The organism is Streptomyces sp. NPDC042336 (assembly GCF_055581985.1).
Genome location: NZ_JBVJEA010000021.1, coordinates 22,518 through 44,846 on the forward strand (window position 1 = coordinate 22,518; position 22,329 = coordinate 44,846).

At 71.7% G+C, this 22,329-nt stretch carries 15 protein-coding genes and 3 pseudogenes; 12 read left to right on the top strand and 6 right to left on the bottom strand.

The genetic code is table 11. The features are described 5' to 3' along the window. The first annotated feature begins 126 nt into the window (after nt 1–126). The 4 genes and pseudogenes from ACZ6IM_RS32410 to cseC form a co-directional block, all read left to right on the top strand. Entirely contained in the window at nt 127–660 is a 534-nt protein-coding gene (locus ACZ6IM_RS32410; RefSeq protein WP_003975479.1) for a SigE family RNA polymerase sigma factor, read from the top strand. Then, nucleotides 648–1,331, top strand: a complete 684-nt coding sequence (locus tag ACZ6IM_RS32415) for a hypothetical protein (RefSeq protein ID WP_469561478.1) — start codon at nt 648–650, stop codon at nt 1,329–1,331. Before ACZ6IM_RS32410 ends, ACZ6IM_RS32415 begins: the two co-directional genes overlap by 13 nt. Nucleotides 1,332–1,460: 129 nt before the next feature. After that, entirely contained in the window at nt 1,461–2,165 is a 705-nt protein-coding gene (gene cseB, locus ACZ6IM_RS32420) for a two-component system response regulator CseB (protein WP_052843522.1), read from the top strand. Nucleotides 2,166–2,181: 16 nt separating this feature from the next. After that, nucleotides 2,182–3,696, top strand: a pseudogene (gene cseC / locus ACZ6IM_RS32425) (two-component system sensor histidine kinase CseC); the annotation flags it as partial. 51 nt (nt 3,697–3,747) lie between these two features. On the opposite strand, the gene ACZ6IM_RS32430 reads toward cseC, so the two are convergent. Together ACZ6IM_RS32430 and ACZ6IM_RS32435 are read right to left on the bottom strand one after the other, a co-directional pair. Further along, nucleotides 3,748–4,581 (bottom strand): aminoglycoside phosphotransferase, encoded by an 834-nt coding sequence (locus ACZ6IM_RS32430; protein ID WP_052843560.1) that lies wholly within the window; start codon nt 4,579–4,581, stop codon nt 3,748–3,750. A 144-nt stretch (nt 4,582–4,725) separates the two neighbouring features. Then, the gene (locus ACZ6IM_RS32435) at nt 4,726–5,178 is read right to left on the bottom strand and encodes an Lrp/AsnC family transcriptional regulator (protein ID WP_052843526.1); all 453 of its coding nucleotides are present in this window, start codon (nt 5,176–5,178) and stop codon (nt 4,726–4,728) included. Between the two features lie 117 nt (nt 5,179–5,295). Here ACZ6IM_RS32435 and ACZ6IM_RS32440 point away from each other — a divergent pair, with 117 nt between their 5' ends. Genes ACZ6IM_RS32440 through ACZ6IM_RS32450 form a run of 3 tightly spaced genes read left to right on the top strand, consistent with a single transcriptional unit; the run spans nt 5,296 to nt 6,850 of the window. Beyond that, a complete protein-coding gene (locus ACZ6IM_RS32440; protein ID WP_052843562.1) occupies nt 5,296–5,922 on the top strand; it encodes a LysE family translocator in 627 nt (208 codons plus the stop codon). Between the two features lie 19 nt (nt 5,923–5,941). After that, entirely contained in the window at nt 5,942–6,385 is a 444-nt protein-coding gene (locus ACZ6IM_RS32445) for a GNAT family N-acetyltransferase (RefSeq protein ID WP_052843529.1), read from the top strand. Nucleotides 6,386–6,391: 6 nt separating this feature from the next. Further along, nucleotides 6,392–6,850: a hypothetical protein gene (locus tag ACZ6IM_RS32450; protein ID WP_469561483.1), complete on the top strand. Its 459-nt coding sequence runs from the start codon at nt 6,392–6,394 to the stop codon at nt 6,848–6,850. An 8-nt stretch (nt 6,851–6,858) separates the two neighbouring features. On the opposite strand, the pseudogene ACZ6IM_RS32455 reads toward ACZ6IM_RS32450, so the two are convergent. After that, nucleotides 6,859–6,906 (bottom strand): annotated as a pseudogene (locus ACZ6IM_RS32455) (DUF397 domain-containing protein); the annotation flags it as partial. Between the two features lie 307 nt (nt 6,907–7,213). Next, a complete protein-coding gene (locus tag ACZ6IM_RS32460) occupies nt 7,214–8,812 on the bottom strand; it encodes an MDR family MFS transporter (protein WP_052843533.1) in 1,599 nt (532 codons plus the stop codon). Nucleotides 8,813–8,960: 148 nt separating this feature from the next. On the opposite strand from ACZ6IM_RS32460, the gene ACZ6IM_RS32465 reads away from it, so the two are divergent. Further along, entirely contained in the window at nt 8,961–9,560 is a 600-nt protein-coding gene (locus ACZ6IM_RS32465) for a TetR/AcrR family transcriptional regulator (RefSeq protein WP_469561485.1), read from the top strand. Between the two features lie 9 nt (nt 9,561–9,569). Here ACZ6IM_RS32465 and ACZ6IM_RS32470 read toward each other — a convergent pair whose 3' ends face one another. After that, nucleotides 9,570–10,256, bottom strand: a complete 687-nt coding sequence (locus ACZ6IM_RS32470) for a M23 family metallopeptidase (RefSeq protein ID WP_052843537.1) — start codon at nt 10,254–10,256, stop codon at nt 9,570–9,572. Nucleotides 10,257–10,654: 398 nt separating this feature from the next. Between ACZ6IM_RS32470 and ACZ6IM_RS32475 the strand changes: the two genes are divergently transcribed. The 4 genes and pseudogenes from ACZ6IM_RS32475 (at nt 10,655) to ACZ6IM_RS32490 (ending at nt 19,462) form a co-directional block, all read left to right on the top strand. Next, on the top strand, nt 10,655–13,243 hold the full coding sequence (locus tag ACZ6IM_RS32475; RefSeq protein ID WP_469561489.1) for an NACHT domain-containing protein: 2,589 nt from the start codon (nt 10,655–10,657) through the stop codon (nt 13,241–13,243). Nucleotides 13,244–13,252: 9 nt separating this feature from the next. Then, nucleotides 13,253–15,844, top strand: a complete 2,592-nt coding sequence (locus ACZ6IM_RS32480) for an NACHT domain-containing protein (RefSeq protein ID WP_469561491.1) — start codon at nt 13,253–13,255, stop codon at nt 15,842–15,844. Beyond that, nucleotides 15,748–16,339, top strand: a pseudogene (locus ACZ6IM_RS32485) (HAD family acid phosphatase). The gene ACZ6IM_RS32480 and the pseudogene ACZ6IM_RS32485 overlap by 97 nt, the downstream one beginning before the upstream one ends. A gap of 60 nt (nt 16,340–16,399) precedes the next feature. Continuing rightward, nucleotides 16,400–19,462, top strand: a complete 3,063-nt coding sequence (locus tag ACZ6IM_RS32490; RefSeq protein WP_469561494.1) for an NACHT domain-containing protein — start codon at nt 16,400–16,402, stop codon at nt 19,460–19,462. Nucleotides 19,463–19,536: 74 nt separating this feature from the next. Here the strand turns inward: ACZ6IM_RS32490 and ACZ6IM_RS32495 are convergent, their stop codons facing one another. After that, on the bottom strand, nt 19,537–22,065 hold the full coding sequence (locus tag ACZ6IM_RS32495; RefSeq protein WP_052843546.1) for an ATP-dependent Clp protease ATP-binding subunit: 2,529 nt from the start codon (nt 22,063–22,065) through the stop codon (nt 19,537–19,539). Nucleotides 22,066–22,329: the final 264 nt, after the last annotated feature.

Consider the following 22,329-nt stretch of genomic DNA (forward strand, 5'->3'; position numbering starts at 1 on the left):
CACAGCGCCGTGACAACGCTTCCCTAACTTCGTTTGCGTGCCCAGAGGGCGCGGCACGACAACGGACCACAGGCAGTGGGCCGGCGGTGACCACCGTCGGAGTACGGGGATCGGAAGGCGGTTGACATGGGCGAGGTGCTCGAGTTCGAGGAGTACGTCCGCACCCGGCAGGACGCGCTGCTGCGCAGCGCCAGGCGCCTGGTCCCCGACCCCGTCGACGCCCAGGACCTGCTGCAGACCGCGCTGGCGCGGACGTACGGGCGCTGGGAGACCATCGAGGACAAGCGGCTCGCGGACGCCTACCTGCGCCGGGTGATGATCAACACCCGGACCGAGTGGTGGCGGGCGCGGAAGCTGGAGGAGGTGCCGACCGAGCAGCTCCCCGAGTCCCCCATGGACGACGCGACCGAGCAGCACGCGGACCGCGCCCTGCTGATGGACGTCCTGAAGGTGCTCGCCCCGAAACAGCGCAGCGTCGTGGTGCTGCGACACTGGGAGCAGATGTCGACGGAGGAGACCGCCGCCGCCCTCGGCATGTCGGCGGGAACGGTCAAGAGCACGCTGCACCGGGCGCTCGCCCGGCTCCGCGAGGAGCTGGTCGCCCGCGATCTGGACGCACGGGCGCTGGAGCGTGAGGAGCGGGAGCGTTGCGCGGCCTGACCGACGGTCGGACACCCGGGGGGACCGGGAGAACCACGCAGGCGGCGAGTGCGGCGGTGGCCGTGTTCGTCGCCCTCGGCGTTTCCCTGTCCGGCTGCGGGACCGGCGGCACCGGCGCCCGGGACGAGGGGCCGGCCCACGCGGACACGGTGGGCGGCGCGGCCTCGTCGTCCCCCGAGCCGGCGGCGAAGGCGTCCCCCTCCCCCTCGAAGGTCCCCGACCGCGTCGACGCGGTGCGGCTCGTCAAGGCGGACCCCGAGGTCTCCCCGGAGGTCAAGCGCGAGCTGAAGCCGTGCGTCGCCGACGAGTACCCCGTCGACGTGTCGTACGGGAAGCTGACGGACAGCCCGGCGGACGACGTCGTCGTCAATGTGCTGACGTGCGGTGACGCGGTGGGTGTGGGCAGTTACGTGTACCGCGAGGAGGACGGCGCGTACCAGAATGTGTTCAAGGCGGAGGAGCCTCCGGTCTACGCGGAGATCGACCGCGGCGACCTGGTGGTGACTAAGCAGGTGTACGACAAGGGGGACCCGGTGTCGAGTCCGTCCAGCGAGAACGTGATCACGTACCGCTGGGCGTCGGGCCGGTTCACCGAGGAGTACCGCACCCACAACGACTACAGCAAGGCCGCGGGGAACGCGCCCACCCCTGTTCCGGAGCCGGACAGCTGAACCGCGTCGTCGCGGCGGCCGGCGTGAACCGATCGGGCCGCTCGTACCGATGACCGGGTGAAGGCGCTGTAGGCGATCCGGCGACCGACCCGTTCGACCGACCACACCCTGAGGACTGAGAGCACCGGGATGGCAGACCAGACCCACGTCCTGTTCGTCGAGGACGACGACGTCATCCGCGAGGCCACCCAGCTCGCCCTGGAGCGGGACGGCTTCGCGGTCACCGCGATGCCCGACGGGCTCTCGGGCCTGGAGTCCTTCCGGGCCGACCGTCCCGACATCGCCCTGCTCGACGTCATGCTCCCCGGCCTCGACGGCGTCAGCCTGTGCCGCCGTATCCGGGACGAGTCCACGGTGCCGGTGATCATGCTGTCGGCGCGGGCGGACTCCATCGACGTGGTGCTCGGCCTGGAGGCCGGCGCCGACGACTACGTGACCAAGCCGTTCGACGGGGCCGTGCTGGTCGCCCGTATCCGGGCGGTGCTGCGGCGCTTCGGGCACGCCGGGGGCGGCGACCGGGCGGATGCGGCCGGTGCCGGGGACACCGGGGGCGTGCTCACCTTCGGCGACCTGGAGGTGGACACGGACGGCATGGAGGTGCACCGCGCCGGGCGGCCGGTGGGGCTCACGCCGACCGAGATGCGGCTGCTGCTGGAGTTCTCCTCGGCGCCCGGCACCGTGCTCTCGCGCGACAAGCTGCTGGAACGGGTGTGGGACTACGGCTGGGGCGGGGACACCCGGGTCGTCGACGTGCACGTGCAGCGGCTGCGCACCAAGATCGGCCAGGACCGGATCGAGACGGTCCGCGGCTTCGGCTACAAGTTGAAGGCCTGAGCGGGGATACAGGGATATGCGGGGGTTCTTCCGACAACGCCGGAGCGTCTCGCCGCCGGGGCACCCGTCCGGCCGCACGGGGCCGTCCGGCCGCACGGGGCCCGGCGAGCAGGCGGGGCCGGGCGGGCGTACGCGGGTCCTCGGTGTGCGCGGTCTGCGTGCCCGCGGCATCCGCACGGGGCTGCGCTGGAAGCTGAGCGCGGCCATCGCGCTGGTCGGCGCGCTGGTGGCGGTCGCGCTGAGCCTGGTCGTGCACAACGCCGCCCGGGTGTCGATGCTCGACAACGCCCGGGACCTCGCCGACGACCGGATCCTGATCGCCCAGCGCAACTACGAGCTGTCCGGGCGGCAGAACTTCCCCAACGCCCAGATCGACGACCCCGCTCTGCCGCCGGAGCTGCGCCGCAAGGTCGAGGCGGGGCGGCGGGCCACGTACGTCTCCGAGCGGCCGGACGGCGTGCCGGACATCTGGGCGGCCGTGCCGCTCAAGGACGGGCACGTGATGTCGCTGCACTCCGGTTTCACCGACCGCAGCGCGGACATCCTCAGCGACCTGGACCAGGCCCTGGTCATCGGTTCCATCGCGGTCGTCCTCGGCGGCAGCGCGCTGGGCGTGCTCATCGGCGGTCAGCTGTCGCGCCGGCTGCGCAAGGCCGCCGCCGCCGCGAACCAGGTGGCCAACGGCGAGGCCGAGGTCCGGGTGCGGGAGGCTATCGGCGGTGTCGTGCGGGACGAGACGGACGACGTGGCCCGCGCCGTGGACGCGATGGCCGACGCCTTGCAGCAGCGCATCGAGGCCGAGCGCCGGGTCACCGCGGACATCGCGCACGAGCTGCGCACCCCGGTGACCGGTCTGCTCACGGCCGCCGAGCTGCTGCCGCCGGGCCGGCCGACCGAGCTGGTGCTCGACCGGGCGAAGGCGATGCGCACGCTCGTCGAGGACGTCCTGGAGGTGGCCCGGCTCGACGGGGCCTCGGAGCGGGCCGAGCTGCAGGACATCATGCTGGGCGACTTCGTGACCCGGCGGGTGGCGGCCAAGGACCCGGCCGTCGAGGTGCGGGTGATCCACGAGTCCGAGGTCACCACCGACCCGCGCCGCCTGGAGCGCGTGCTGTTCAACCTGCTCGCGAACGCCGCCCGGCACGGCCGCTCGCCCGTCGAGGTCAGCGTCGAGGGCCGGGTGATCCGGGTCCGCGACCACGGCCCCGGGTTCCCCGAGGACCTGCTGGCCGAGGGCCCGAGCCGGTTCCGCACCGGCAGCACGGACCGGGCCGGCCGCGGGCACGGGCTCGGGCTGACCATCGCCGCGGGCCAGGCCCGGGTGCTGGGCGCCCGGCTCACCTTCCGCAACGTGCGCCCGGCCGGTGCCCCCGCGCACATACCGGCCGAGGGCGCGGTCGCCGTCCTGTGGCTCCCTGAGCACGCACCGACCAGCACGGGGAGCTATCCGATGCTGCCGGACCGGTCGAGCGGGGGCACGTCGTCGCCGTCGTCCCGGGAGGCGTCCCCGGAGACGTCCCGGAGGCGGTGACGCCCGGCTCGGCGGTCGCGTCCGGTTCGGCGGTCACATCCGGTTCGGCGGTCACATCCGGTCGAGTGCGGCACGGACCCGGTGGAGTCCCTCGGCCCTCCAGTGGTCCCGGTCGGGCATCTGGTCGTCCCGGCGCCAGCGCCAGGCGGAGAACAGCGCCCAGTTCAGCGCGCGGCACCGGTGGACCAGAGCGGGATCGGCGCCCGCGTAGTGGTCCGCCGCTTCTTCGGGGCCATGGGCGAGGTCGAACTCGACCGGCCCGCGGCAGCAGGTGGCGAGGTCGACGAAGAGCGGGCCTCTGCGCGTGTTCAGGAGGTTTCCGGGGTGCGGCTCGCCGTGCAGTAGCTGCTCGCGTGCCCGGTCGGCACTGATCCCGGCGCTCAGACCACTGAGGGTGTCGTGGAGGAATCCCCGGTCGGACTCGGACAGCTCGGGCGACCGCTGCCGGTCGTCCACCCCTGCCAGCGCCACGGCCACTCGATGGGTGAAGTGCGGTGCGTCCAGGTCGATCCGGCGCAGGGCGGCATGGTGCCGCATGAGCGCGTCCGCGTAGTCGGCCGGCGCGATCGGCGGTCCCACGGGTTCGTAGTAGGTCCAGAGCGAGATGACGAAGGCGTCCCGCACATGGGCCCGGGGGGCGACCCGGGGATCCAGCTCCCCCACCGGAGCCTCGACGTCGGCGAGCCGATGGGCGACCTCCACCTCGAACGCGGCCTCGGCCAGGTGCCCCGCGGACGCGACCCGGGCCAGGACCTCGCACGGGAGCAGACGCAGTGCGACGCGGTCCGAGTTGTGGACGACGAGCACCTCGTCGGCCTGGAGGCCCAGCTCCGAAGCGGTGCTCCGGGCGCTCTCTGCCGCGCGGCGCAGTTCCGCTGGCTCCACACCGTCCTCCTCCGCGGGTTCGGCGCTCATGCTCCTGGTGCGGGCCGTCCCGGTCGAGTGGTTTTCGCTCGCCGGCCGCAGCCGCCGCAGCTTGTCCGTACGCCGATGTGGCACGGGGCACTGGCGTCGGCCGGACGCGGGACGTCACAGGGGCAGGGGGCGGGCCTCGACCAGGTTGGCCATCACGAGGGTGGAGCTGAGGCGCTGGACGCCGGGGAGGGAGGCGAGGCGCTCGTCGTAGAGCCACCGGTACGCCTCCAGGTCGCGGGTGACGACCCGCAGCAGGTAGTCGGGGTCGCCGAACAGCCGCTGGGCCTGGAGGACGTGGGGGATCTCGGCGACGGCCGTCTCGAAGGCGGCCACGGTCTGCCGGTCCTCGTAGCGCATGGTGACGAAGACCAGCGCCTCGAAGCCCAGGCCGAGCGCGGGAGCGTTCAGCGCGGCGTGGTAGCCGGTGATCGCGCCGGAGCGTTCCAGGGCGCGCAGGCGCCGGTGGCAGGGGGAGACGCTGAGGCCGACCCGCCCGGCGAGTTCGGTCAGGGTCTGCCGGCCGTCCTTCTGCAGCTCCGCAAGGATCTGCCGGTCCAGGTCGTCCATGGACCAGATCCTTCCACGAGTGGTGCCTGTCGAGGAAAAAGTTGGAAGCACCTTTCGGGCAGTTTTTCCTAATCTTCCCAGGAGAGTCGGAAGAAGTGTGAGGTGGAGACGGTGGAGATGGCCGGCATCGGGGCGTTCTGGTCGGTGTCCTTCCTGCTGGTACTGGTCCCGGGGGCGGACTGGGCGTACGCGATCACGGCGGGGCTGCGCCACCGGTCGGTGCTGCCCGCCGTCGGCGGCATGCTGAGCGGATACGTCCTGCTGACCGCCGTGGTCGCCGCGGGCCTGGCGACCGCGGTCGCCGGTTCACCGACGGTGCTGACCGTGCTGACGGCCGCCGGGGCGGCGTATCTGATCTGGCTCGGCGCCACGACGCTGGCCCGCCCCTCGGCGCCCCGGGCCGCGGACGGTTACGCGGGGGACGGCTCCGGCTCGTGGCTGGGCCGGGCGGCCAGAGGGGTCGGCATCAGCGGCCTCAATCCCAAGGCGCTGCTGCTGTTCCTCGCCCTGCTGCCGCAGTTCGCCACCCGGGACGCCGACTGGCCCTTCGCCGCGCAGATCGTCGCCCTCGGCCTGGTGCACACGGCCAACTGCGCCGTGGTCTACACGGGCGTCGGCACCACCGCCCGCCGGGTCCTGGGCGCGCGCCCGGCCGTCGCCACGGCGGTGTCCCGCTGCTCGGGCGCGGCGATGATCCTGGTCGGCGCCCTGCTGCTGGTGGAGCGGCTGCTCGCCCAAGGGTGAGCGCACTAGTCTGACGATCATGGCGGATTGGGGACTGCGGTCGGCCTCGGCGGCGGACGTCGAGGCGGTGGCCGAGTTGCGTGCCATGGTGCTGCGGGCGGATCTGGAGCGGCTCGGGCGGTACGACGGTCAGCGGGTGCGGCAGCGGCTGCGGGACGGGTTCGTCCCGGCGCACACCCGGGTGATCGAGGTGGGCGGCGCGTTCGCCGGATGCGTGTCGCTGCGGCCGGCCGAGGACGCCCACTGGCTGGAGCACTTCTATCTGGCCCCGCAGTCGCAGGGCGGCGGCATCGGAACGGCCGTACTGCGCGAACTGCTGGAGCGGTGCGACCGCGAGGGCATCGTGGTCCGGCTGAACGTGCTGCGGGGCAGTCCCGCACGCCGACTGTACGAACGGCACGGTTTCGCCGTGGAGAGCGAGGATCCGGTGGACGTGTTCATGGTTCGCACGCCCGTAACCTGAGGCGCCATGGGCATACGCATCGAGGCAGAGGTCAGTTACCCGGTCAACGACGAGGTCGAGCGGGTGCTGGGGTTGGCCGAGGCGGTCGGGGAGCCGGTCACGGTCACGTTCGTCTGGGAGGGGGGTCGGCCCTCGGAACGGGCGGTGCTGGTCCCCGCGGCCACGCTGGCGCTCTGGGAGCACTGGGCGCCCACCGTCTACGCGACGCCAGACCGGGCCCCGGCGGAGGAGCCCGAGCTGGCCCACCCCGAGGAGTTCGGCCCGTTCACGCTCTTCCGCCGTCGTGTGGGAGGCCGTACGGCGGTGGCCCGCGACGGCGTGGTGGTCGCGGTACTGCTCGACCCCGACGAGGCGCACTGGCTGGAGGAGAGGGCCCGCAATGTCCGCCAGGGCTTCATGGATCCGAAGCAGCGGGCGGCGTTCGAGGATTTCCTCGCACGGCAGGCGGGCCGCGGTGAGCAGTAGCCCTCTGGTTACCGCAGTCCGTCGACGAACGCCTGCCAGGCGCCGGCTCCGACGGTGACGACCGGGCCGGACGGGTCCTTGCTGCCGCGTGCGCTTCCTGCTCCGGCCGGGCTCGGTACGGGTGGAGGTCGCCGACGACTGCCCCGAGCCGCCGGTTCCCGGGGCTGCCGACGCGCTGGGCGAGGGCGGGCGCGGACTGCTGATCGTCGCCGCGGTGACCGACCGGTGGGGCGTCACGCCGTACCCGGACGGGCGCGGCAAGACGGTGTGGTCCGAGTGCGTCGGCACAGCGGACGAGGAAGGCCCCCGGGCGGCCGAAGCCGTCCGGGGGCCTGGTGAGGGGGCAGGCGGGCCGCCGCGAGGTCAGACCGCCTCGGGCACCGGCGCCTTCGCCGTGGCCGGGTCGTCGCCGTCGGCCGGGGCGTCGGCGGCCTTCGGACCCGCGCCCTTGAGCGGGACCTCCTTCACGAAGACCGCCGCGACCAGCGCGAGGACCGCCACCACGGAGCCGAGGAGGAACGCGCCGTGGGTGCCGGAGGACACCGCGTGCTGGTAGGCGTCGCGGACCGTCGCGGGCAGCGCGTTCAGCGCGTCCGCCGTGAGGGTCGCCGACTGCTCCGTCGCCTGGGCGCCAGAGGCCGGGGCCCGCTCGGCCATGACGTCCTGGACGCGGTGGTTGAACAGCGCGCCCATGATCGCGACGCCGAAGGAGGAGCCGAGGGTGCGGAAGAGGGTGGTGGAGGAGGACGCGACGCCCATGTCCTTCATCTCCACGCTGTTCTGCGCCACCAGCATGGTGATCTGCATCAGGCAGCCCATGCCGAGACCGACGACGGCCATGTACAGGCCGGAGGTGAAGCGGGTGGTGTCGGTGTCCATGGTCGACAGCAGGAACAGGCCGACCGTCATCAGCACGCCGCCCGCCACCGGGAAGACCTTGTAGCGGCCGGTGTTGGTGGTGACCCGCCCGGCGACCATCGAGGTGACGAGCATCGCGCCCAGCATGGGCAGGAGCAGCAGGCCGGAGTTGGTGGCGGACGCGCCCTGCACCGCCTGCTGGTACAGCGGCAGGAAGAGGGTGGCGCCGAACATCACGAAGCCGACGATGAAGCCGATGAGGGACATCAGCGTGAAGTTGCGGCTGCGGAAGATGTGCAGCGGCACGACCGGCTCGGCGGCCCTGGTCTGCCAGAACACGAACCCGACCAGCGCGGCGACGCCGATGCCGATCAGTTCCATGATCCGCGCGGAGGTCCAGGCGTACTCGGTGCCGCCCCAGGTGGTGACGAGCACGATGGCGGTGATGCCGATGGTCAGCAGCGCGGCACCCAGGTAGTCGATCCGGGCCTCGCTGCGCTTCTTCGGCAGGTGCAGCACCGCGCTGATGGCGATCAGGGCGACCGCGCCGAGCGGCAGGTTGATGTAGAAGGACCAGCGCCAGCCCCAGTGGTCGGTGATGGTGCCGCCGACCAGCGGTCCGCCGATCATCGCCAGCGCCATGACGCCGGCCATCATGCCCTGGTACTTGCCGCGCTCCCGGGGCGGTATCAGGTCGCCGATGATCGCCATGACGCCGACCATCAGACCGCCGGCGCCCAGGCCCTGGACGGCGCGGAAGCCGATGAGCTGGCCCATGTCCTGGGCCATGCCGCTGAGCGCCGAGCCCACCAGGAAGATCACGATCGACGTCATGAACGAGCCCTTGCGCCCGTACATGTCGCCGAGCTTGCCCCACAGCGGGGTGGAGGCCGCCGTGGCCAGGGTGTAGGCGGTGACGACCCAGGAGAGGTGCTCCAGGCCGCCCAGCTCGCCCACGATCGTCGGCATCGCGGTGCCGATGATCATGTTGTCCAGCATCGCGAGCATCATCGCGATCATGAGGGCGAGCAGGACGACCCGCACGCTCCTCGGCTGCTTGCCGGCGCCGGCTTCCCCGGCCGCCGCCTGCGTTTTCTCGGCCATCTCTCCTACTCCCCCAGCTACCGCTGTGCCACTTGCCACTTACTTGCCGCCCGGCAAGCTGTCTACACTGGGGAAGGTAGTAGGCTAACTAGCCGGGCGTCAAGTAAGTTTTTCGGAAAGTGCGCGGGGGCAGGAGGTGCGTAGGAAGATGGGCGGCACAATGAACGGCACCAAGCAGCAGCGACGCCGCGGGGACACCCGCCAGCGCATCCAGGACGTCGCGCTCGAGCTCTTCGCGGAGCAGGGGTACGAGAAGACCTCCCTGCGCGAGATCGCCGAGCGTCTGGACGTGACCAAGGCCGCGCTCTACTACCACTTCAAGACCAAGGAAGAGATCCTCGTCAGCATCTTCGAGGACCTCTCCCGGCCGCTGGAGCACCTGATCGACTGGGGGCGGGAGCAGCCGCACACCCTGGAGACGAAACAGGAGATCATCCGCCGCTACAGCGAGGCGCTGGCCGGCGCGGCGCCGCTGTTCCGCTTCATGCAGGAGAACCAGGCGACGGTGCGGGACCTGCGCATCGGCGAGCTGTTCAAGACCCGGATGTTCGGCCTGCGCGACATCCTCATGGACCCCGAGGCGGACCTGGTCGACCAGGTCCGCTGCATCAGCGCGCTGTTCACGCTGCACGCCGGGATGTTCGTGCTCCGGGACCTCGAAGGCGACCCCGAGGAACAGCGTGCTGCCGTTCTCGAGGTCGCCACCGATCTGGTCACCCAGGCCCACCGGGGAGCCGCGGGCGCGTAGTCCCGTCCGTCAGACGGTCACGCCCTTGCCGCGCAGGAAGGCGACCGGGTCCACGGCCGAGCCGTAGTTCGGGGTGGTGCGGATCTCGAAGTGCAGGTGCGGACCGCTGGAGTTGCCGGTGTTGCCGGACTTGGCGATCGACTGGCCGGTCTTCACGACCTGGCCTATCTTGACGTTGATCTTGGACAGGTGCGCGTACTGGGAGTACGTGCCGTTGCCGTGCTTGATGACGATCGCGTTGCCGTAGGCGGGGCCGTCACCGGCGCCGTTGCCGCCGGCCTTGACCACGGTGCCGCCGTGGGCGGCGACGACGTTGGTGCCGATCGGCACGGCGAAGTCCTGGCCGCTGTGCTTGTGCGCCCACATGCCGCCGTTCTGGGCGAAGCTGGCGCTCAGCTCGTACTTCTTGACCGGGTCGACCCAGGAGGCGGCCTTCTTCTTGGTGGCCGTCTTCTTGGCGGTGGTGGTCTGCTTGGCGCTCGCGGCGGCCTTCTCGGCCTTCGCCGCCTTGGCCTGCGCCGCGGCCTGGGCCTCTACGGCGCTCGCGGCGGCGGTGGTGCTGGGGGCCGCCGTGGTGCCGGTGGCGGCCGCGACCCCGGCTCCCAGTGCGACCGAGGCTCCGAGGCCGGCGGCCATCACCGCGGCGCGGGTGCGGATGGTCGTACGGGAAGAACGGGACGTGACACGCGGGAACATTCGAACCTCATGGGGACGGGTGCAGAGGAATGCCCACCGGCGGGACGCACCAGGCGCTCACCGGGCGGGCTCAACCTTGGTAACCCGGCAACCCCGAACCACACAAAGGTGTGACCTACGACCCTATTTAGTACTTCAGAGTGAAACTTCATGACCCACACCAGAGCGGCCATTTTGGACAAAACCAGCTCAGAGCCCCGGAAACCCCCCTGTCGGTCGCTCCCTTATGTCCGTTTTCATAGTTCTTGCGGCTGCCACTATTCCCCGTAGTACACACCGATCGGCCTGTGCGGCACATCACCGGCGGCCATGATCGAAGGGCCGGTGAATGTGACGGGGGCTACTCCCGTCCCGGCTAACCCGCCCACCGCACAAGGGGGGTCACCTAGGCTCGGAGCATGGTCGACGTCACAGCACTCGGGGCCCGTGTCGCGTCCAGCGCGGTCGCACCACTCGTCCGCCGGCTCTTCGTGCGGGACGGGCCGGGAGCGGGGCTGGTGGACCGCCCGGTGCGGATATCGGCGCTGGTGTCCTTCCGGAGCGAGAAGCGGGACGTCACGCCGAAGGACGTCGACAAGATCGCCTCGGAGCTGGTGCGCAGGGCGCTGACCTCGGCAGGACCCGGCGAGGAGCCCGTCGACGCCGCCGAGGCGACGGCCGTCGAGGACGCCCTGGCCCGCACGCTCACCCGGCTCGGCGAGATCACCGTCGAGGACTACGAGGCCGTCGGCCTCGGCCCCGAGCGCTTCGCCCGCGCTCTGGGCTCCGGCGTGTCCCTGGCCCCGTACGGGCTCGGCGAGGGCGGCACCCTGCTGTACGAGCGGCTGCTGCGCACCGCCTCGCTGCACATCCTGAACTTCCTCACCCAGCGCTCCACCTACGTCGCCCGCCAGCAGACCGTCCAGACGCAGCAGCTGGCCCGGCTGGTCCAGGCCGCCGACGTCCTGCTGGAACGGCTGCCGTCCCAGTCGGCCGAGGACGCCGGGTTCGAGGAGCGTTACGCGGACCACGTCGCCGTCCGGTACGGCACCCTCACCATCTACGGTCTGGACGCCGGAACGCGCGAGTGGCCGCTGGACACGGCGTATCTGAGCCTGGAGGCGACCCGGCCGCAGGCGGGCCGGGACGGGCGCCGGGACCCGGAGTACCCGACCGTGGCGGCCGAGCAGGTCCTCGCCGGTCACGACCAGGTGTTCCTGCGCGGCGTCGCCGGGTCCGGCAAGACCACCCTCGTGCAGTGGCTGGCGGTCACCGCGTCGAGCCGCTCCTACGACCACGGGATGCCCCACCTGATCGGGCGGGTGCCGTTCGTGCTGCCGATGCGCCGGATCGTGCGGCCCGGGGCCGAGCTGCCCTTCCCCGGTGACTTCCTGCGCGCGGTCGGCTGCCCCGTCGCCGGGGAGCAGCCGCCGGGCTGGGTGGAGCGCGTCCTGCGCGCGCGGCGCGGGGTGCTGCTGGTCGACGGCATCGACGAGATCGCCCAGGACTGCCGGACCGCCGCCCGGCGCTGGCTGCGGGAGCTGGTGCGGGCCTTCCCGGGGAACCTGTGGCTGGTCACCTCGCGCCCCTCGGCCGTGCCGGAGGAATGGCTGGCCGCCGAGGGCTTCAGCGAACTCGTCCTCGCCCCGATGGGCCGCGACGGCGTCGCCACCTTCGTACGGCGCTGGCACCGGGCGGCCGAGGTGGACGAGTCCGTCGGCGAGTCCCTGCTGGCCTCCGTGCGGGGCACCTCGGAGCTGAACGGGCTGGCCACCAACCCGCTCATGTGCGGCATGCTGTGCGCCCTCCACCGCGACCGGCGCGGTTTCCTGCCCCAGGACCGCAGGTCGCTCTACGAGGCCGCCCTGACCATGCTCCTGGAACGCCGGGACCGGGAACGGGAGCTGCACGGCTCCGACGGGGTGCGCCTCGCGTACGCCACGCAGGTGCAGCTGCTGCAGCGGCTGGCGTGGTGGCTGATCCGCAACAGCCGGCAGGAGATGGACCGGGACGAGGCGCTCGGCATCGTGGACCGGGTGCTGCCCGCGCTGAACCTGGCCGATGCCGGCGGGGAGGAGGTCTACCGTGCGCTGCTGTTGCGCTCCGGGCTGCTGCGCGAGCCCGCCGAGGGCCGGGTGGACTTCCTGCACCGCACCTTCCAGGACTACCTGGGGGCCCGGCTGGCCGTGCAGGAGATGGACTTCGACCTGCTGGTCAACCACGCCCACCTGGACGAGTGGGACGACGTGATCCTGCTCGCCCTCGCCCATGCCCGGCCCAAGGAGGCGGAGCAGATGCTGCGCCGGCTGACGGAGCTGGACACCCCGCGCGGGACGCTGCTCGCGGCGGCCGGGCTTCGGTACGCGGCGGAGGTGGCGCCCGGGGTACGGGGGCGGGTGGAGCAAGGGCTGGCCACGCATGTTCCGCCGACCACCGCCAAGGCGGCGCAGGAACTGGCGCGGGCAGGTGGCGATCTCGTACTGGGGCTGCTGCCGGGGCCGGAGGAGATCGACGACGACCTGACGGCGACCAGGGTGGTGGAGACGGCGATCGGCGTGGGGAGCGAGGCGGCGCTGCAGTTCCTGGCCCGGTTCCGGAAACACCCCGGTGGTGATGTACAGCAGCTCCTCGCCGCCTCCTGGCACAAGTTCGAGCGTGAGACCTACGCCCGGGAGGTACTGGCCCACTTGCCCGCGCAGTGGGCCGTCGATGTGTCCACCACCGACGACCTCCGCGCCTTGCGCTCGCTGGGGGGCTGGAAGCACATCCTCGTCCGGGGCGCCTACCGGGTCGAAGACCTGACCGAGCTGATCGTCCGGGAACGCCTCGTCCACTTGACGCTCGAAGCGCCCCACCCCGTCGAAGGGCTGTCCTGGGTCTCGGCCTTCCCCGCCCTCAAGACGGTCTCGGTCCTCGCGGACGTGGACGAGGCGGTGGCCCGGCAACTGCCGAGCGGGGTCTTCCTCCACAGCCCGTTCGCCCCTTTGTCCTCCGAGCCCCAGGGGTAACCCACCTTCATGGATGCCGTCGTCCGCACGCCCTCCCGTCTCGCCGCCCCCCTCGTCCACCGGCTCTTCCGCGATCCCGCCCGGCCACCGGTGTTCTCGGAGCCGGTCCCCGGCCTCGTCACCTGGCGCGGCGCCAGGGCCACGGCCACCCCGGACGACGTCCACCGCACCGCGGCCGACCTGGTGCACCTCGCCGCCGAGCGGCATGCCGCGCCCACCGCCGAACTGGCCCCGGTCGTCGACGTCCTGGCCCGCACCCTGCTCGCCATCGCCGAGGTCGACGTCACCGACGCCGACGCCGTACGGCTGGGGCCGCAGGACTACGCGCGGCGGCTGCGGGGCGCGGTGCAGGGCGCGGACCGGGAACTGTCGCCGGACGCGGCCTGGTTCCACGACGCGCTACTGGTCTCGGTGTGCCTGCACGTCCTGCACCACCTGGTGCGGCGCTCCGCATACCTCCAGCGGCAACTGCCGGGGCGGGCGAGCCGGATCGCCCAGCTGGTCGACCTGGGCGACGCCGAGGCGGCGGCACGGCATGCCGAACGGCCCGAGGAGGACGTGGCGTTCGAGGCCGAGTACGCCCAGTGGGTGGCCCGGCGGCACGGCTGGCTCACCATCGTCGGCGTGGACTTCCCCAACGCGCCCGACCGTTGGCCGCTGGAGGAGACCTATCTGAGCCTGGAGGCGGAGGAGCGCAGCGGCGGCGTGAGCGGGGCCGAGGACGAGCAGCGCACCGTGCTGCTCGCGGACCGCGCCCTGGTGGACCACGAACGGGTCCTGCTGCGCGGCGGCGCCGGGTCGGGCAAGACCACGCTGGTGCAGTGGCTGGCCGTCGCCGCCGCCCGCGAGGGCTCCCGCGTCCCCTTCGTGCTCCCGGTACGCCGCTTCGCGCGCGAGGGATTCCCGGCCCCGGACGACTTCCTGCACGCGGTCCGCCACCCGCTCGCCGACCGGGCGCCCGAGGGGTGGGTGGTGCGCACCCTGCTCGCGGGCCGCGCGCTGCTGCTGGTCGACGGCATCGACGAGGCGCCGGAGAAGACGCGCGGCGAACTGCGCGACCGGCTCCGCCGGCTGCTGCGCGTCTTCTCCGGCAACGGCTGCCTGGTCACCTCCCGGCCCTCCGCGGTGGCGGACGGCTGGCTGTCCGGGGGCGGACTGGCCGAGGAGGACTTCGTCGAGCTGTCCCTCGCGCCCATGTCCCGGGACCAGGTCACGCGGTTCATCCGGGACTGGCACTCGGCGGCCCGCCTCGACGGTCAGAGCCGCGCCGCCGGGCCGCGCGAGCGGGAGCGGGAGCGGGAGCGCAGCACGCTGGACGAGTACGAGCAGCGGCTGCTGCACTCCGTGCGGATCTACCGCGAACTGCGCCAGCTCGCCACCAACCCCCTGATGTGCGGCCTGATATGCGCCCTCAACCGGGACCGCGCCGGTTCGCTGCCCAGCGGCCGCAAGGAGCTGTACGACGCTGCTCTGGAGATGCTGCTCCAGCGCCGCGACCCCGAGCGGGACGTGCTGTACGCGGACGACGTGCGGCTCCAGCAGAGCACCAGGGAACGGCTGTTGCAGAAGCTGGCCCACGCCATGCTGGAGGAGGACGCCTCCGAGCTGACCCGGGAACGGGCGGTCGGCATCCTGGAGGCCGCGCTGCCCGCGATGCCCGCGGCCCGCGCGCAGGGGGACGGCGAGAAGATCTTCCGGCATCTGCTGCACCGCACCGGCCTGCTGCGCGAACGGCCGGGCGAGTCGGTCGACTTCGTCCACCGCACCTTCCAGGACTACCTGGCCGCCAAGGAGATCGTGGCCCGCGGCCGCTTCCCCACGCTGGTGGACCACGCCCACCAGTCCGAGTGGGAGGAGGTCATCCGCATGGCCGCCGCCCATGCCCGCCCCGAGGAGTGCGCCCAGTTCCTGGAACGGCTGCTGGCGCCCGCGCCCGGACTGCGCCGCCCGCAGATCAACCACCGCCGGCTGATGGCCGCGGCCTGCCTGGACCACGTCACCGAACTCGACCCGGCCGTCCAGCGCCTCGTCCACGACCGCACGAAGAACCTGGTGCGCCCGACGACGGAGCTGGCCGCCCGGGGGCTCGGCTGGGTCGGCCCCATCGTCCTGGAGCTGCTGCCCGACCCGGGCCAGGTCCCCGACGACCGGAAGGCCCTGCTGCTCGCCTACACCGCGACCCGCGTCCAGGACGACGCCGCCATCGACTACCTGGTGCGGCTGCGCTCCCGTGCCGCCCTGCCGGTGCGCACCGAACTGGCCCGGGGATGGCGGCACTTCGACACCGAGCGGTACGCCCAGGAGATCATCGCCCACCTGGACCCGGACGGCCTCTACTTCCCGGTCGCCGACACCGCCGAGCTGGCGGCCCTGCGCGAACTCGGCGGGCGTCCGCGCATCCAGGTGGCCGGGGTGATGCGGGCCGAGGAACTGCTGGCGGGACTGCTCCCCGACCAGCTGACCCACCTGTGGCTGAACGCTGAACTGCCGGACACGGACGTCTCGTGGCTCGCCGGCTTCCCCCGGCTGCGGGTGCTGCGGGTCAATCCCCGGCTGCCGCGGGTGCGGAACGTGCCGGACGGGGTGGAGATCACGGCGTAGGCGCTGGCCGGGCAGGCGACTACTACTCAGTCACCCAATCGTTGCCGTCCGGCCGACCGTACCTGAGGGAGCGGCTCGCCAACTCGACACCCGGCGAGTAGCAGACGATCGCCCTCGACATCGACAACACCTCCCTGGAGACCGACTTCGGCTTCAGCCACCCGCAGCCCGCCAACCGGCCGGTCCTGGAGGTCGCCGAGTACACCCAGGAGCACGGCGTCGCCCTGTTCTTCGAGACCGCCCGCCCCGGCATCATCGAGGCGCCCACGAAGTGGAACCTCGCCCACGCCGGGTACGAGTCCTCCGGGCTGTACGCCCGCGGCTTCCTCGACCTGTTCAAGGACGTCGCCGAGTACAAGACCGAACAGCGCGCCGAGAGCGAGTCCCAGGGCTACACGATCACCCGCGAACATCGGCAACAGCGCCACCGACCTGTCGGGCGGCCACGCCGAGCGCACCTTCAAGCTCCCGGACCACGGGGGGCAGTTGTCCTGACGCGGGTCTCCTGTCGCCGGATAGGCTCCCCTCGTCGACCGACAACCACGGGGGTGGCAGATGGAACCGGCGGTACTGGGCGGAAAGTTGGCGTCAAGCCTGGTCGCCCCGCTGGTGAAGAAGCTGTTCGTCACGGGCGGCCCCGGCGCCGGACTGGTCGACCGGCCGGTCCGGCTGGACCGACTGGTGTCCTTCCGGGGCGAGCGGCGCCACCTCGGTGAGACGGAGGTGGGCAAGCTCGCCGAGCGGCTGGTCGGGGCGTCCCTGGACTCCCCCGGCGAGCCGCCCTTTCGGCGCGACGAGGAGACGGCCGTCGCCCTCGCCCTGGCCGCCCGGCTGCTCGCCCTCGGCGACCTGGACATGGACGACGTACAGGCGGTGCGGCTGGGGCACCGGGAGCTGGCCGCCCGGCTGAGGCGGCAGGCGGCCGGGTCCGGAGACGGGCCCTCCGCCGACGCCCGCTACTTCCTCGACTCGGCGACCGAGTGGGCCTGCCTGCACATCCTGGAGTTCTTCACCCGGCGGTCGACGTTCGTCGCGCGGACGCTGGTGGAGCAGACGCGGTCGCAGACGGAACTGATCGCGAAGGTGGACGAGCTGATCGCCCGCACCCCGCGCCCGGACAGCCGGGACACCGCGTTCGAGCGCCGCTACCTGCCGTACGTCGCCGAACGGCACAACCACCTCACCATCTACGGCCTCGACCTGCGCGACTCGCCTGATCGGTGGCCGCTGGAGGTCGCCTACCTGAGCCTGGAGGCGACGGCGGACGGGGAACCCGGCCGGGACACCTTGCCCGGCGAGAACGCGCCGGCCCGCACCGGACGGATGCCCGCCGACGCGGCACTCGACAGGGAACCCCGTGTGCTGCTGCGCGGCGACGCGGGTTCCGGCAAGACGACCCTGGTGCAATGGCTGGCCGTGACCGCGGCACGGGAGGGCACGCGCATCCCGTTCGTCCTCCCCCTGCGCACCCTGATCCGCACCGGTCCCCTGCCGGCCCCGTCCGCCTTCCTCAGCGCGGTCGGCTGCCCACTGTCACCGCCGGACGGCTGGGCGGAACGCGTCCTGACAGCGGGCCGCGCCCTGGTCATGGTCGACGGACTGGACGAGATTCCGCAGGCCGACCGCCACGCCACCCGGGACTGGCTGAGCGGCCTCCTCCACGCCTACCCCCGCAACCGCTGGCTGCTGACCACCCGCCCCACGGCCGTGCGCGCCGACTGGCTTGCCCAGGAACGCTTCGGAGAACTCTCCCTCGCGCCGATGGGCCGGGCGGAGGTCGCCACCTTCGTCCACCGCTGGCACGAGGCCGCCCGCGCCCCCGAGTACGAGCAGCGACTGCTGGACTCCCTGCGCACCAAGCGCGACCTGGCCCGCCTCGTCACCAACCCGCTGATGTGCGGCCTGGTCTGCGCCCTGCACCGCGAACGCCGCGGTTATCTGCCCACGGGACGCAAGGAGTTGTACGACGCGGCCCTCACCATGCTCCTGGCCCGCCGGGACCGGGAACGGGGCATGGGCGCCGTGGACGGCCCGGAGCCGGGCGAGGAGGCCCAACTCGAACTGCTGCAGCGGATCGCCTACGCCCTCGTCCTCAGCGGTCGGCAAGAGATGACGCTGGAGACTGCCGAGGGCATCGTGGACCGGGCCCTGCCTGCCCTCGGCCCCGTCTCCGGGCAGCGGGACGCCGCCGCGGTGCTGAGGGCCCTGCTGCTGCGCAGCGGCGTACTGCGCCGCCCGGCCGAGGGCATCCTGGACTTCGTCCACCGCACCTTCCAGGACTACCTGGCGGCCCGGTACGCGGTCGAGCAGGGTCACCTCGGCGTGCTCACCGGCCGAGCCGACGACACCGAGTGGGAGGACGTCATCCGCATGGCCGTGGCCCACGCCCGGCCCCGCGAACGCGTCTCCGTGCTCAGGGAACTGCTGCGCAGGGACGATCCCCGGCTCACCCTGCTGGCCCTGGCCTGCCTGGAGCACGCCGCGGCCCTGGACCCGGCGGTACGAGCCGAGGTGGAGGACCGAGCCGCCGAGCTGATCCCGCCGCGCACTGCCGAGGCTGCTCGGGAGCTTGCGGGGGCGGGACCGCTGGTGCTGGAGCTGCTGCCGGGACCGGATGGCTTGTCGGCCGAGGAGGCCCTGGGCGTCACGGTCACGGCCTCGGTTCTGGGTGGCGAGGAACCCGACGGCGCCCTCACCGTGTTGCGCCGCTTCCGGGACCACCCCGACCTCGACGTGCGGCGGCAGCTCGTTGGCACGTGGCACCGCTTCGACGCGGCGGAGTACGCGGCCGAGGTTCTGGACCACCTGGACCGGGCGGACCTCGTCCTCGCCTGCGACACGCCCGAGCAGCTCGCGACGCTCGCCGGAATGCGTCCGTGGAACCAACTGAGCATCTCAGGGAGGTACTCCGCCGGGGACATCGCCGCCCGGGTCCCCGAGCCCTCGGCGGTGACGGAGCTGACTCTCGCCGACAACCCGCTGCTGACGGAGTTGGACGCCCTGCACCGTTTCACCTCACTGACGCGGCTTGCGTACTACAGGTGTCCGAACGCACGCGGCCTGGACCGGCTGGCGGGGCTCGGCCTGAGCGAACTCATCCTCGGCTCCGACACCGACCCCTCGGGGATCCGGTCCCTCAGCTCCTTGACCCTGCTTTCGCTGACGCCGGACCTGCCGGGCGCCGGGCTCACCGACGCACTGCCCACCGACGCCCCGCTGCGCTTCCTCTACCTGGGCGACACGTGTACGGAGCCGGGCGGGCTGCTGGGACTCGGCCACTGGAGGACGCTACAGACCCTCAGCCTCGGCGCGTTGACCACGGAGCTGACGGAGGACGACTGGCAGGAGGTCGCCTCCCTGCCCGCGCTCACCTACCTGTACCTGGACGCCGCGATCCTCCGGGAGGTGCCCGCCTCCATCGGCCGTATGCCGGAGCTGCCGGGCATCGAGGTGCTGACGGTCCACGGCATGGAAGGCACCGAACACCTCGCGGCACTCGCGGCCCGGCTGCCGGGCGTGCACCACGTGACCCTCGCGAACCGCCTCGGCCACTCCTTCCCCCTGTCCGACTTCCGTCCGCTCTTTCCCAGCGCCGAAGTGGTTCTGAGCAGACGCTGACCCGGGCATGCGAAAGGGGCTGTCCCGGGACCGGAGTCCCGGGACAGCCCCTTTCCAGGCTCACCCCCGGAGGGCTACGCCTCCTTGCTCAGGTTCGGGCCCGCGCCGCCGCCGGCCGCCTGCTCGATCGGCGGGACGTCGGGGAGGGCCGACTTCTCCTCACCCCGGAAGGTGAAGGTCTTGGCGTCGCCCTCGCCCTCGGTGTCCACGACCACGATGTGACCGGGACGCAGCTCGCCGAAGAGGATCTTCTCCGACAGCGTGTCCTCGACCTCGCGCTGGATCGTGCGGCGCAGCGGACGCGCGCCCAGCACCGGGTCGTAGCCCTTCTTGGACAGCAGCTCCTTGGCGGACTGGGAGAGCTCGATGCCCATGTCCCGGTCCTTGAGGCGCTCGTCCACCTTCTGGATCATCAGGTCGACGATCCGCAGGATGTCCTCCTGGCTGAGCTGCGGGAAGACGACCACGTCGTCGACACGGTTGAGGAACTCGGGCCGGAAGTGCTGCTTGAGCTCGTCCTGGACCTTGTTCTTCATGCGCTCGTAGTTGGACTTCGTGTCACCCGCGGCGGCGAAGCCGAGGTTGAAGCCCTTGGAGATGTCCCGGGTGCCGAGGTTGGTCGTCATGATGATGACCGTGTTCTTGAAGTCCACGACCCGGCCCTGGGAGTCGGTCAGGCGACCGTCCTCCAGGATCTGCAGCAGCGAGTTGAAGATGTCCGGGTGGGCCTTCTCGACCTCGTCGAAGAGGACGACCGAGAACGGCTTGCGGCGGACCTTCTCCGTCAGCTGGCCGCCCTCCTCGTAGCCCACGTAGCCGGGGGGCGAACCGAAGAGGCGGGAGACCGTGTGCTTCTCGCTGAACTCCGACATGTCGAGGGAGATCAGCGCGTCCTCGTCACCGAAGAGGAACTCCGCCAGCGCCTTGGACAGCTCGGTCTTACCGACACCGGACGGGCCGGCGAAGATGAACGAGCCACCGGGACGCTTCGGGTCCTTCAGACCGGCACGGGTACGCCGGATCGCCTTGGACAGCGCCTTGACGGCGTCGACCTGGCCGATGACCCGCTTGTGGAGCTCGTCCTCCATGCGCAGCAGGCGGGACGACTCCTCCTCCGTGAGCTTGAAGACCGGGATGCCCGTCGCCGTGGCGAGGACCTCGGCGATCAGCTCGCCGTCGACCTCGGCGACGACGTCCATGTCGCCGGCCTTCCACTCCTTCTCCCGCTTGGCCTTGGCGGCCAGGAGCTGCTTCTCCTTGTCGCGGAGGGAGGCGGCCTTCTCGAAGTCCTGCGAGTCGATCGCGGACTCCTTGTCACGGCGGACGCCGGCGATCTTCTCGTCGAACTCGCGCAGGTCCGGCGGCGCGGTCATCCGGCGGATGCGCATCCGGGAACCGGCCTCGTCGATCAGGTCGATCGCCTTGTCCGGCAGGAAGCGGTCCGAGATGTAGCGGTCGGCGAGCGTCGCCGCCTGGACCAGGGCCTCGTCCGTGATGGAGACGCGGTGGTGGGCCTCGTAGCGGTCGCGCAGACCCTTGAGGATCTCGATCGTGTGCGGCAGCGACGGCTCCGCGACCTGGATCGGCTGGAAGCGGCGCTCAAGGGCCGCGTCCTTCTCCAGGTGCTTGCGGTACTCGTCCAGCGTGGTCGCACCGATGGTCTGCAGCTCACCGCGGGCCAGCATCGGCTTGAGGATGCTCGCGGCGTCGATGGCGCCCTCGGCGGCACCCGCACCGACCAGCGTGTGCAGCTCGTCGATGAACAGGATGATGTCGCCGCGGGTACGGATCTCCTTGAGCACCTTCTTCAGGCGCTCCTCGAAGTCACCGCGGTAGCGGGAGCCGGCGACCAGCGCGCCGAGGTCCAGGGTGTAGAGGTGCTTGTCCTTGAGGGTCTCGGGCACCTCGCCCTTGACGATGGCCTGCGCGAGGCCCTCGACGACGGCGGTCTTGCCGACGCCGGGCTCACCGATCAGCACCGGGTTGTTCTTGGTACGGCGGGACAGCACCTGCATGACCCGCTCGATCTCCTTCTCGCGCCCGATGACCGGGTCGAGCTTGGACTCACGAGCGGCCTGGGTGAGGTTCCGGCCGAACTGGTCGAGGACCAGGGACGTGGAGGGGGTGCCCTCCGCAGGACCGCCGGCGGTGGCGGTCTCCTTGCCCTGGTAGCCGGAGAGCAGCTGGATGACCTGCTGCCGCACCCGGTTCAGATCTGCGCCCAGCTTGACCAGGACCTGGGCGGCGACGCCCTCGCCCTCACGGATCAGGCCGAGCAGGATGTGCTCCGTGCCGATGTAGTTGTGGCCCAGCTGGAGGGCCTCGCGGAGCGACAGCTCCAGAACCTTCTTGGCACGGGGGGTGAAGGGGATGTGGCCGGACGGGGCCTGCTGGCCCTGGCCGATGATCTCCTCCACCTGCTGGCGGACCGCCTCGAGCGAAATCCCGAGGCTCTCAAGGGCCTTGGCGGCGACACCCTCACCCTCGTGGATCAGGCCCAGGAGGATGTGCTCGGTGCCGATGTAGTTGTGGTTGAGCATCCGGGCTTCTTCCTGAGCCAGGACGACAACCCGCCGCGCGCGGTCGGTGAACCTCTCGAACATCGTTAATCGCTCCTCAGAGCGGTCAGGCAGTAAGGGGAACTTCCCCTCCCTGTCCTTCCGCAGCTTAGTCCCGCAAGCGGGGACCGCTCATTCCAACTGCCGACACCGTCGATGGCCTCCTGACCCCTGACGCCGACATCTGCCACAACCCGATGGTGCGAGACGATGTTCCCGCAGGCCAGGCACTTACCCCACTCGCCAGTACGCCGATGGCGAACGCGAGACGGCCCGATCTGCATGTCGCCCCCTCCCACTAGGGATGTC